Origin of the sequence: Microbulbifer donghaiensis, from assembly GCF_900129095.1 — a bacterium.
Lineage (GTDB): Bacteria > Pseudomonadota > Gammaproteobacteria > Pseudomonadales > Cellvibrionaceae > Microbulbifer > Microbulbifer donghaiensis.
In genome coordinates this window covers 1-12,526 of the sequence record NZ_FQVA01000001.1, presented here as the reverse complement: position 1 = coordinate 12,526, position 12,526 = coordinate 1, and the positions used below count along the sequence as shown (strand labels likewise).

Here is a 12,526-nt window from a genome sequence, read left to right as displayed (position 1 = left end):
CACCACTTAATCTTATCGTCGCTCAGCCTGGCCATTAACCGCCAAACGAAATAATTCGCAAACCTCCAAAAACCACAGCCTGACCTGTACCATTGCAGCAAGAACCCTGAACTTGAAGGAATACTGACCAGAATACAAAAAATCTTTAAAGGCATTAACTGGAGGCAGAAGTGTCCTGAACACAATCATAAACCTAGCGAGGCCTCGCGCTTTTGCATACTGCCCCCCCTTAATACGCCGAGCCTTAATTGCGAGCTCTCGCCAAGAAGTCCTTGGGGGATGATTAACATTAGCCGAAGCTAAATAAACTAAATTGGCACCAGATTTTAAAGCCCGCCTACAAAAATCTACATCACCACCAGAGAAGACCTCCGCATTAAACAGGCCTATCTGCTCAGCAAACGACTTTGCCACGCAAAGATTAGCGGTGGCGGCATACCCACGAGAAACATACCGGTCTTGGCGAATGCCCTTTACAAAGTCATAAATCTCATAGGCGCAGGGATTTTTTGATGCCTGCGTAACCGTTACACGCCCAGCGAGAACGAGATTCGACTGTGAAACCGATTTAATTCTATCAGCTATCCGTTCCAGCCAATCCGGATTTGGAAGACAATCCGCATCCGTGAATACCAACCACTCCGCATGTGCGGCGCGGACTCCCATATTTCGTGCAGCGTACGAACCTGGCTTCTGGCAATGAAGTATGCGCACGTTAAGCCCAAAGCATTCCGGCGCCCGCTCCAAATCAGAGCCATTATCCACAAGTATAATTTCGTATACTTCACGCGCTAAAGTTTGGCGCGACAGACATGTCAATAGTTTTGAAACAAGCCGCCACTGATTGAACACTGGCACGATGACCGAAAATTTTAGATACGGATTTTCCATTTTTTGTCTCTGGAGCCGGGCTAAACTTACGACCAACGACGCAATGCGCTGCACCCCTGACGCATAGGAAACAGGACCTTTGAGTCAGCGATATATCTCATAAAAAATTGCCAACCTAGAATAACCAGTTGGAGAAAAGAAAAAAATCATCTTGATTCCCATTCCTGGAGAGGGGAAACCCCATGAAGTGACTCGATCCCAAAATCTTCCAGTCTCTTTGTAAAAAACTCTCGCAACTTGCCAGGAACATACTTAATTGAGTCCGCATACCATTTATCGACCCAACTAATATCTTTCTTCAGTGGAGAAAGCTTCGGATGCTCCAAACCGCACCTCTCCACCGCCCAGAGCAGGGATGGCAGCATCGAAACGTACTCTTTATTAATCTTCTTTTCAGCTTCCGGACAAGTTGCAATGGGGTGTCCTGCAAGAGCGCTTTTTCGATAGCATTTTGCACAATAATTACATGGAGTTCCCAGGTCTCCACGCATACACCCCATGACGTAGTCGCTCTCGCCAGCAATCAATGTGGTCGAGACTTCTGTTAAGCCTGCGCAAGGCATGGAGTAATAGAGACCGGCTTTTTCGAATCGCTCTAAAACCGAACTAAAATCCCGAGGAGTATATTTTGTGCCATGTCCATGAGCGGAAAACAGATAAACGGTCTCAAGAACATTACCATCAGCTACGGTATGCAGATCAAGATAATCAGCCAATAAGACCAGAGTGATCGTAAATCCGCCAGCACCATAAAATCCTGGAGACCTCTTGTACTGTTTCGGGAGCTCATCATAATTACTTTTAATCGCCAACCCGTCTCGCTCCTTCAACGCGGCCAGAGCATTATCCATTTTATGGATTGCCGATGGCTTGACTATCTGAGTGTAAACTGCAATGGGATCAGGGAGCAGGTTCATTGCAGCTGTAGAATCCACGCCTCCGGAGTATGCAACGCCAACACGCGAACCAAACTTTCGGCTCGCCTGTGACTCGGCCACCTTTCCATAAGGCTGTAGCAGGAGGAATTCAGCCAGATCCAATAGAGCCTTACTCGGCATTTCATAATCTTCCGGCATCTCCCAAAAGTATTCTCTATTTTGAAATAAGAACTTCACTGTATTTTGCTCGAGCACCCAATCGCCAGAAAGCATAAACCACCTATTTTGAATTTTATCTTCTTTCTAAAATCTATCGCCCCCCCAAAAAAAGCAGGAGCGTTCATATTGTCAATTTCATGCTGCTTTACTTAAGCGCACTTAGCATTTCAACTCAATTCTCAGAATTTCTTGCAATAGTCACATTTAACTCCGGAATTTTTTCAATTAACAACCCACGCAATTTCGAAAACTCATAAATGGCACCGACATACGATAAGTGGTGATAGTCTCGATGAGTGACTCTGCCAGTATCGTCAAGGAATGAACATTGCCCACCTGGGCACTGGCTCTGCCTAACAGGGATATAATTTTCCACTAGAGCCTCAAGAGCCTCATTGTAGGCCCATTCGCGTTTCACCTGGCGGAAATCCGGAGTACAGACGTCTTCCAATAATTTGTCAGACAAGATAAAATTCGGCACAGCGCGGCATTGGGCGAGCTCAATACCTGGCCGAATAAAATCACCTAAAACGTATGCGGCGTGCCCTAGGTCATTAAGCTCGGACACCAGTCTATTATTAATGGGAGCTATAATTTGTGGGGTAGATCTTTTTGCTGCAGAAATAAATATTATCAGGCGCCGCTTTTGGCTTTTTGCCCAAGCCAGAAAGTCTTCATTTCGCTTTCCACACTCAACCGTAAGATCAGATCGCCCCATATCTCGTACGTAACCATCGAATCCGCTTTGAGGAATACAGCCCGACATATATGCGACCGCAATATTATGATGAGGGAACATCTCTGAGACACCAGCCACCAAATGAAATGCGTGACTATCCCCCCAGACAATAATCGTTTGATCTGATTTACGATCGTTTTGACAGGTAAACAGCGATGCAGGGAACCCCTCTAAACTACCCTGACAGTAAAGTCTCTCCCTGGTGCTTCTCCATTCTTGATTGGACAACGTTTTTCTCGCCTCAGGAATTCGGCCCTCATCCTCTGCTAGCGCTAAAAAGCCAACTGCTAATATAGGGACGGAAAGAGGCAGGCCCGCTCGAGCAATATAATGATACGCACGCTTTGGGGGCTTCGTTAACACATTTGCACTTCGAAATAGATTTTCGACAAAGGAATATAGCAACTGCCCTAAAATTAGGGTAACCGCCAGCATCGCGACCTTAGCTTGCCAGGCCTCTAGGTCACCGCCGAGATTTGTAAAATAGACAATAACCGGCCAGTGGACCAAATATAGCGAGTAGCTGATTTTACCCAGATGCCGAGATACCCGATTTGCCAGAATTACACTTGCCACCCGGGACGTGCTTGCCGCTAGGATGATTATGCAGGTAGCCAGAGAAACGATTAACGCATTGTAATATGGGAAGACCGCCTCTTCAGTTAGTAACACCATATAGCCTATTACGACTGCAACACCCAGCACCAGCAAAAGATCCGCGACTATCACATGTCTTCGCAATACTTTTGTCATCGTGCTAGCGACAGGGGCAACCGCAAGTAAGCTCCCCAGTCCAAACTCAAAAATGCGGAAAGGAAACCAGTAAAAGGCGGTCGCAGGCCCATCAACGAAATTCGAGAAAAAGCCGACTTTCGGTGCAATTTTTTCACCATAGGTGAAATCGAGAAATAATGCATTCAACAGGAATGAAAAGGCGGCGAGAATCGACACCCCAACAACAGCACCCTTCCTCCGCCCCAGCTTTAGAAAGAGCAACAACAAAAAAGGCCAGAATAAATAAAATTGTTCCTCGACCCCAAGTGACCAAGTATGAAGCAGCGGCTTGGTCATTGCGATGGAGTCAAAGTATCCGACATTCAGCCAGAAGTAGATATTCGAGACACTAAATATTGCAGTTACCGCGGACCAAATAGTAGAGACAAATTGCTCTTGGGACAGCAAAAGATAGCCCGCTAAAACTGCCAACATGGCCGTTACGAGAACCGCCGGCAACAGCCGGCGAATTCTCCGCCAGAAAAAACCTCGGAGATTGATTGTGCCGGTCTTTTCATGTTCTGCACATAAGAGTGCGGTGATCAGGTATCCACTGATGACAAAAAAGACATCAACGCCTACAAACCCCCCACGAAGCAGACTCACACCGAGGTGTGCACCAATGACGCCGAGCACAGCTAGTGCCCTAAGGCCATCCAGCTCCTTAACATATTTGATATATTTCATACCATTAAAGCTCAATCTCAACAATAATCGCCAACTAACTACATCATGCGGGCAGCGTTGGTTTAGTTAGCTCGTCGAGGTTTTCGTTAATCGCTTGCAGCGGGACAAGCGCAGCCTCAGGCGCCGGGTATTTCCTTGTCACGTAAGGAAACTCTAAATAAGCCGCGTCCCTTTCCAGCCCTTCATGCCAACGCATCCAGGCTTCCCTGTACTCCGCGCGAGAGGGAGAAATACCTCGTACTCGGTCAACCCCATGTTCCGGGTGGTTTGTCAGGCTACCCTCTGCATCTAGGCAGATCATGGAAATAAGATCCTGAACAACAAATTTATCCTTGAAAATTTTCGTCGCTCGCGCTATCAGCTCACTGTCCCCGCCGAAGCGGACGCAATCCCAATGCCCTAGATTTTCCCTAAACTCTTGCAAATCGAACATACAAGAAATACTGGCTATCCGAGCGACTCCATCATGGCTAGTCGAGCCAATCCGGGAGAATCGGTCGACATAGCGATCCTGCCGCAGTCGCAACATCCGCGCGATACTAACCTTGATATCTCGATCGCCTAACATAAGCTTCAGCTGCCGCTCGATTCGCTGGGGGTGTGCCCAATCATCCGCGTCATGCCCAGTAAGGAACTCACCGCTGGCGAACTTTAGGGCCATATTTTTGGATACATAGGGTCCGACGTTGACCTTATTTTTGACAGCTATGACACGATCATCGCAACGCTCAAATTCGCGAATCAACTCCCAAGTATTATCGCTACTACAATCATCGACGATAATTAATTCGATATTTTTCCATGTCTGGCTTAATATGGATGACACTGAATGCTTAATTGTTTTTTCCGCATTAAATGCGGGCATTATGATAGAAACTTTCGGATTCTCATCTAGACAATATGAACTCGGCACCTCACTGGTTATTCTCTGAAACTCTGAAGCGACATCTTCTCCTCGCGACAATAATGCAATTGGCAAAACACCCTGATCTTCCAAGTACTTATTAATATGGAACAACCACTGTTTATCGTCGGAAACTACCTTATTTGCCAGTAAAACTTGGTAGACGCCGTTATCGCGTTCAGTCTTATAAGTTTCAAAAAATTTGATGGCCTCATCCAACCCATGATTTTCCATCACTCGCATTGCCTGAAATGCAAGAGATGTCGAGTTTGGCTTTGGCCATTTTTCGCTACCCCTATTCACGACACTGACCACAGTACTTTTGACCGCAGCCCCCTCCGCGCCGGTCCTGACGTGCAAGTCACGTCCAGCAGCAGCTTGATTTGCCTTCCGGTAATCAACCACGCCTTTCAGGCTGTAAATCCACGCGAATGGCAAGCGCAAGGGCAGCAATCGCCCAGAACCCAGCCCTTTCATAAAGGCTGCCCCGACCGAATACATTAAACTACTTCGGAGATCCGCATTTCTTTTTCGCTCTTTTTTTAGCAAGCTATTCAAATGTTTACCTTCAAGCTGGAGCTTGGAAATCAATTCTTTATTGTTCTTAATTTCTTTATTTAGCGACTCCCGTTCGAGAGCTCCCATCTTTTCCTGTTTACTTAGTAGCTGCTCAGCTTGCTCTACCCTCTTTCCCACAGCATCTAGGCCGCACCCAACAGCCTCCAACCTGTTTCCAACAGAGTCCAAACCGCCCCCAACAGCTTCCAACCTATTCCCAACTGTGTCCAATCTCTCCTGCTGCCCGACAAGAATTTGGTACAACTTCCGAGAAATGAAGCTATGGTTCCCCCCTACTGGAAGCTTCCGATTCCCCTCCACCAGTTTACTTTCATTGTAATTACTCTGTAACTCAACCAACGATTTATCTAAGTCACCTTGCGCCCCAATCCCTTCCCAAAATGCCGCAAAATCGTCACTGAAATTTTCAATTGCGATTTTAAAAACCTTGCTTTTATTCTTGAGAAAATGGTGTATATTGGCATTGACAGTGGCGACATAATCTAGACAATCGTCCATCCCCTGAGAATCTCGCATCAATATCCCCGCGGTGTAGGCGGTCACGATGCTCATATCCTTATCCCAGCGTTTGTTATAGCTTTCCGCTGTAGCAAAGTCGTTCCTGGTTAAATGTACGTATATAGCCTCATCACCAAATGCAGCATCTAACGCACCCAGCATCCAGGAAAGTCGATTATCTATCTCAATATGGTTTTCGGGAAACGACAACCTGTGATGCGCATGAAGACCGGTGCGCGACTCATGTCCGCATGAGAAATTTTCAATATGCTGACAGGCTTTAGATAACGTCACGGAACCACAGCGGCCCGCGCACAAGACAAATACATTCATTTTCCCCTCCGATGAACGCATTTTTGAGGCGCTCAATTTTTACAGCAGGTATACAGGCAGGCGATGGTGCCTGCCCGATGCCAAAAATAAAGCTTTTAAGCGCGAACTACCTTTTCTTCGCCCCCGACATACCTGCCGCGAGTATCAATAATTAACTTGGCATGCTTCAAAATGAGCTGATAATCAAATTCGTCATGATCTGTTGCGATTAGCACGCAATCATGCTCGCTCAGTGTTTCGGCAGATAATTCAATGCTAGACATTTCCAGGTTATGTGCGCGCATCTTAGGCAAGTTCGGCACAAACGGGTCACTGTAGCTAACATTAGCGCCCAGCGCTTGAAGCTTCTCAATCAAGACTACCGAAGGTGACTCCCTCATATCATCGACGTTTTTCTTATATGCTGCCCCCAAAACAAGCACCTTGCTGCCGCTAACTGACTTCTGGATTCCGTTAAGCGAGTTGGTAATCTTTGAAATAACGTAGTCAGGCATAAAGGTATTAATTTCACCAGCAAGCTCGATAAAGCGTGTATGCAGGTCGAACTCACGCGCCTTCCAGGTTAGATAAAAAGGATCGATCGGGATACAATGTCCACCAAGTCCAGGGCCTGGGTAATAAGGAACGAAGCCAAAGGGCTTTGTAGCGGCGGCTCTGATCACTTCATAGATGTCTATTCCCATCGAGTCCGCTACAACTTTCATTTCGTTGACAAGCCCAATATTCACTGCACGGTGAATATTTTCGAGAAGCTTTGTCATCTCTGCCGCCTTAGTGGAGCTTACCGGCACCACTTCGCTTATGACGGATGCGTAGAGAGCAATACCGACCTTCATACAGACATCTGTATGACCTCCGCAGACCTTTGGTATCGACTTTGTCGTATGGTTTTGATTGCCCGGATCTTCGCGTTCCGGGGAGTAAACTACATAAACGTCTTCACCCACGACAAATCCCGCAGCCTCGACGCGTGGTACCAACTCTTCCTCTGTAGTACCAGGATAAGTAGTACTCTCCAGCGAAAGCACTTGCCCTTTCCTCATATGCGGAATAACCCGTTCCACAGTTGAAATGACATAGGAAAGATCCGGCTCTCGATACTTATTTAAAGGTGTCGGAACACAGAGAATAATTGCGTCAACGTCTGTAATACGAGAGAAGTCAGTTGTGGCAGAAAAACCTTTTTCAGACGCCTCTTTTACACCCTCAGATGAAATATGCCTTATATAGGACTTACCGGCATTAATGGCATCGACCTTACTGGCATCAATGTCAAATCCAAGTACCACGTAGCCACTTTCTGAATAACTCAATGAGAGGGGAAGCCCCACATAGCCAAGCCCGACTATTCCGATGACCGCTTCTTTGTCGCTTAGTTTCGAAATCAACTGTTGAGCCATTACGCTCTCCTACTACCTATTTATGTTATCAATTCAACCAGCCCAGTTTGGACCGACAAGTTTCATAAAAATTATGGTCAAGGGGATGGATCAATGTCAGCCGATGCGGTTTCTTATGTATCCGAATCACATCCCCCGGCTTTGTAATCACCTGCTCATGTCCATCACAAGTCACATGTGGCTTAGCAGTATTGTGCTCACCCACAATGATTTTGAATTCACTGCTTCCCTCGACAACGATCGGGCGACTGCTCAGCGTGTGCGGATTTAGTGGTACCAAGACAATTGCATCCAGTTTCGGATGCATGATTGGTCCCCCACCGGAAAGAGCATATGCCGTTGAACCAGTGGGTGTGGAGACGATGAGCCCATCTGAGCGCTGGGTATAGACGAATTGACCATCGATATAGAGGTCAAATTCGATCATGCGGATAAATTCGCCCGGGTGTAAGACGACATCATTCAGTGCGGATCCCTTGCCGATCGGCTTCCCATCTCTGGTCACCGACATATCGAGCAGGAAGCGGCTCTCGGCCATATATTTGCCGGCCAATACTTCGCCTACTTTTTGTTCGATCTCGTCGGGAGTGATATCGGTCAGGAAGCCTAACCGGCCGCGGTTGATGCCGAGGAGGGGCACACTGAATTTGGCCAGGGCGCGGGCGGCTGCGAGCAAACTGCCATCACCGCCGACAACGATGACCAGATCGCAGAGCTCACCCAGCTTGTCTTTTGGCGCCACACGGGCATTGTGATTGGGAGCGGCACTGGCAGTTTCCTGCTCCAGTACCACGGAATAACCCTCCCGCTCTAGAAATGCCATCAGGCGTTTGAGCGAGAGAACAGCACTATCACTTTCGGTGCGGCCGATCAGGCCGATATTTTGAAATTCCGACACCGCTCCCCCCTGGGTGCCCGAATCTGGGCCCAGCGATTGACGCTTTTCCAGCCGGACACTTGGTTGTTTTTTGTGCACCGGAGGGAAAGCTTCCCCATAAAATGTGACGGGCGATTATGCCTTAGCTTGGGGTTGGAGTCGAACGAGGCCCCGGAGTCAGTGTGAGGCTCCTCAAATTTAATTGTTTATTTTTTGCTCTATTTGCGCGGTTGAAATCCGCGCCGCCCCTGCAATCCACCAGAATGCAGCACCAGGATTCTCGCTCCCCGCGATATACGGCCGCCGATCGCCTCTTGGGACACCGCATACATTAGTTTTGCGGTATACACGGGATCCAGTGGGATGCCAGACTGCTGCTCAAAATCTTGCTGGAATTCCCGCAGGCAGTTCGGATATTTCGCATAGCCGCCGCAGTGGTATTTATTGGTTAACTCAAATGCCTTTGTGGGTATAGATCCCTTTCGCCAATCTCTATTCGTGCCCAGCACAGCGATCCAGTGTTCGGCGTCGCGGCGAATGGAGTCACCAGCTCTTAGCACCTCTACACCATGAACAGGAAAGCGGTGTACGGATGAAGCCAGGCTGCCCAGAGTCAGGCCGGTGCCGCAGGCCACCCATAACTGATCAAAACTAATCGGGGCGGTCCTTTCAATTACTTCTCCCAATAAGCGAATTCCCTCGGCTCCTGCAAGATTGGCCCCACCTTCCGGCACATAAAGGCTGTTGATGGCATCAAGTTCAGCCAGCTCGAGGAACTCTGGCCGGTTGCGCTGCCGATACAGCTCGCGGGTGACGAATTTGAGCTGCATACCAAAACGCTCCGCATCCTGAAGTGTGGCGCTCAGTAGTGGTGGGCGCTCTCCGCGGATAATACCCATGGTGCGCAAACCAAACCGGGCTCCGGCTGCAGCCGTGGCGTGGATATGATTTGACCAGGCACCGCCACAGGTGATGATCGTATCCGCCCCCTGCTCTTTCGCGGCTAACAGGTTGTAAAACAGCTTGTAGGCCTTGTTGCCGGAAATCAATGGATCCAGCAGATCATCACGACGAATCCAGACTTCCACGCCCGGAAACAGATCGCTATTCACCCCCTGATAGGGCACCGCGCGAGCCGCACTGATAAAACTTTCCAGGTCGAGACTGGTTAAATAACGAATACTCACGCTATTCACGGTGAACAGTAAATAACTGAGGCTCGCCCGGAAGTCATCATTCGTCGTCAGGCTTTGAGCTATGCAGGCAGGGGCAGGACGCCGTCGATTTCGAAGGCTTCGCGCCGGAAGGTTTCAGTCGAGGTGCCATCACCGGACTTCACCAGGAAAACGACATCGCCACTACCGGTTTCCGCCGTTACGTCGGCTTCCTGGGTCGGTGGGCGCTTCAGCAGAGCCTGCGGTTCGAACAGGACGACATTGATCCCATCCGAGTTCAGCGGCGGTAACTGCACCTGGTCGGCCTGTAGCGCCCGCGATGACGGCACTTCGGCGCCGATAATCGAGGCTTCGCGCAATTGCCTGCCCAGACTCTGGCAAAAGTGATAATTCGCTGGGTGAGTCAGGGCTGGCCATTCTCTTTCCCAGTCTGGTGACTGCAATCGAATGCCGGGGTCGGCACAGTACTTTGCGGAGAATATATTGTGATAGCTGGTCACGGGCTTGGGCGGGACCGGGTCAATGTCATTAATGAACAGGAGCCGGTAATAAGCAGCCTCGGCCAGTACGGTGGAAATGGTTTTACTGCCATAAAAAATACCGGACTCCGCAATGCTGCCGAAGCGGGAACCCCAGGGCAGCGGCGGGTAACGAAAGGGGGTAGCTAGCAGGTAATGCAGCTGCTCACTCCCGGGCAACCGCGGTGGTTTGGCCTGCTCCAGCAAGTCTTCCAGCACCTGCTGCTTCTGCAGGTTGTCGACCAGGCTGCGGGTGGCGACTTCTTCCTGTGACTCGACGATACGGTACAGACGCCCGAGCAGGCGCACCTTGCCCGCCTCTATTCTCTGCGCAATATCCGCGCTCAAACCTTGCCCCGCATGGCATCCAGATAGGTGACGATGCGCACCAGACCGTCAATACGGTGGGCCAATTCCCTCGGCGTAGCATTGAGCGCACGGTTGGGGGTAGCGAACCAATAACGCGCCCCCTCTGCGCCACCCATCAATACAAATGCGGCCCGATAGGCACGGACAAGCAGCAGCGCCAGCTGGCCGGGCGCGCTGTCTGGATCCAGGCCCGATCTGCGCCGGAGCGTGCGGTCATCGAGGTGGATGATTTCGCCTAGCTCTTTCTTTTTCAGGCCCAGGTGGTCAGCGGTATTGAGCGCCGCTTCGAGCAGTACTGCATCGGCACTGGGCTGGGGCTGATGATTGGGAATTGATGTCATTGCGGGCCCCTCTCAACTGAGAATGGTCATTTGTCCGAAATATAGGGTTTAATCGGTCAGAAAGCAAATAGCAAAATGACCGACAAACGAAGTGGTACGCACGGCGCACCCTAGGGCGGAGTCAAATAGGGTGTGCCGTGCGTACCAGAAATACGTGACGGAGGGCACAGGGCATTTCGATAGGCACACATTTAGGAGCCCGAAGCGAGCAATTTCATGCCAGCTTTGGCCGCCTTTTTGTCGAAAGTAACTGTGCCCTTACAGCCCGGCAGGCTTTGACCAAGTTCGATGATCAGGCAGTCGCTGAAGACCGCCGAATGCTTCTGGTAGCGCTCGAGGGCGGCAGCCACCTTTCCATCTTCGAGTATTTCAATCCCGCTACTCGTCAGCAACGCATCGACAACCCGGACGATATCGGCCTTTTGGGCAGAGTAAAGACGCAACAGTACCCAGATCACTTCCACCAGTACAACCGGCGTCACGACACCCCTGAATCCCTCGGCCTCGATTAACTCACTGGCTACCCGCGAGTGCTGTTCGTCATCTTGGGCGATATAACGAATTAATACATTGGAATCGAGATTGACCCTATCCATCGCCCATTTCCCGGATCGCTTTCCTCATGTCTTCAATCGACACTTTGGTCGATGGCTTTTTGATCATACCCTTCAGTTTTTTGACGCTCCTATCGACGACTACGACGATATAGGTATTCTCTCCGGCCTTTTTCCATTCGAGTACTCCACCCGGCCCTATTCCGAGGCTGTCTCGTACATCTTTGGGAACTGTGGTTTGTCCCTTTTTGGTAACAGTGGAGACTGACATATTCCTTACCTTCCACAATTAAACGACGTTTGACACAGGTAAGGATAAGCTTGGAGGTAAGGATATGCCAGGGGAGGATGTTCTTGAAGCGAGGCGGAAAGGAATGTTGGTGCGCGCGGCGCACCCAACTCGATTTCGCCTGCAAGGCAGGCTCCCACAGGGTGTTTCGTGGCTTTTGAGTGTGTGCCCGATGTCCCGTCCTGAAATACGTTGACGGTTTTCAATTAAGCCAGCTTCTGATCGGAGCTGGCTTTTTTGTGCACAGATTCTGGCGTTTCCATGCCGAGGCTCAAGTGCGGCCGTAGGTGATTGTAGGCGTAGATCGACTCAGTGAGGAGCGCCTGTAGTTCCGCAAATGTGCGACAGCGGACCGTGAGGAACTCCTGTTTCAGGATGCCATTGACGCGCTCAGCCAGTGCATTTTGATAGCAATCGTACCCGTCGGTCATCGATGGCTGAATGCCGCTTTTCCTCAGTTCCTTTTGGTACAGCGCCGAACAGTATTGAACCCCTCGATCT

Annotated in this window: 12 protein-coding genes; all 12 read right to left on the bottom strand. The window is 49.7% G+C overall.

The genetic code is table 11. The annotated features are described in order from the left end of the window. Positions 1 to 12: 12 nt before the first annotated feature. Positions 13 to 891, bottom strand: coding sequence for a glycosyltransferase family 2 protein (locus BUC36_RS00060; protein ID WP_084535401.1), 879 nt, complete (start codon positions 889 to 891; stop codon positions 13 to 15). A gap of 146 nt (positions 892 to 1,037) precedes the next feature. After that, complete coding sequence (locus tag BUC36_RS00055; RefSeq protein ID WP_073270245.1) at positions 1,038 to 2,042, bottom strand: DUF6395 domain-containing protein; 1,005 nt, start codon at positions 2,040 to 2,042, stop codon at positions 1,038 to 1,040. 118 nt (positions 2,043 to 2,160) lie between these two features. Beyond that, a complete protein-coding gene (locus tag BUC36_RS00050; RefSeq protein WP_073270243.1) occupies positions 2,161 to 4,188 on the bottom strand; it encodes an acyltransferase family protein in 2,028 nt (675 codons plus the stop codon). Positions 4,189 to 4,231: 43 nt separating this feature from the next. Next, positions 4,232 to 6,502 (bottom strand): glycosyltransferase family 2 protein, encoded by a 2,271-nt coding sequence (locus BUC36_RS00045; protein WP_084535399.1) that lies wholly within the window; start codon positions 6,500 to 6,502, stop codon positions 4,232 to 4,234. 95 nt (positions 6,503 to 6,597) lie between these two features. Continuing rightward, positions 6,598 to 7,902 carry a nucleotide sugar dehydrogenase gene (locus BUC36_RS00040; protein ID WP_073270239.1) on the bottom strand — a complete coding sequence of 435 codons (1,305 nt, stop codon included), beginning with the start codon at positions 7,900 to 7,902 and terminating at the stop codon, positions 6,598 to 6,600. Positions 7,903 to 7,930: 28 nt separating this feature from the next. Continuing rightward, positions 7,931 to 8,800, bottom strand: coding sequence for an NAD(+) kinase (locus BUC36_RS00035; protein WP_073270237.1), 870 nt, complete (start codon positions 8,798 to 8,800; stop codon positions 7,931 to 7,933). Between the two features lie 197 nt (positions 8,801 to 8,997). Next, positions 8,998 to 9,966, bottom strand: a complete 969-nt coding sequence (locus BUC36_RS00030; protein ID WP_159435957.1) for a 1-aminocyclopropane-1-carboxylate deaminase/D-cysteine desulfhydrase — start codon at positions 9,964 to 9,966, stop codon at positions 8,998 to 9,000. Between the two features lie 68 nt (positions 9,967 to 10,034). Beyond that, entirely contained in the window at positions 10,035 to 10,820 is a 786-nt protein-coding gene (locus BUC36_RS00025; RefSeq protein WP_073270235.1) for an RES family NAD+ phosphorylase, read from the bottom strand. Then, positions 10,817 to 11,182, bottom strand: coding sequence for an MbcA/ParS/Xre antitoxin family protein (locus BUC36_RS00020; RefSeq protein ID WP_073270233.1), 366 nt, complete (start codon positions 11,180 to 11,182; stop codon positions 10,817 to 10,819). Before BUC36_RS00020 ends, BUC36_RS00025 begins: the two co-directional genes overlap by 4 nt. A gap of 191 nt (positions 11,183 to 11,373) precedes the next feature. After that, a complete protein-coding gene (locus tag BUC36_RS00015; protein WP_073270231.1) occupies positions 11,374 to 11,778 on the bottom strand; it encodes a PIN domain-containing protein in 405 nt (134 codons plus the stop codon). Next, entirely contained in the window at positions 11,771 to 12,007 is a 237-nt protein-coding gene (locus BUC36_RS00010; RefSeq protein ID WP_073270229.1) for an AbrB/MazE/SpoVT family DNA-binding domain-containing protein, read from the bottom strand. Before BUC36_RS00010 ends, BUC36_RS00015 begins: the two co-directional genes overlap by 8 nt. Positions 12,008 to 12,231: 224 nt before the next feature. Beyond that, positions 12,232 to 12,526 (bottom strand): integrase core domain-containing protein (locus BUC36_RS00005; protein ID WP_143186829.1); only part of this gene is annotated, 295 nt, incomplete at its 5' end.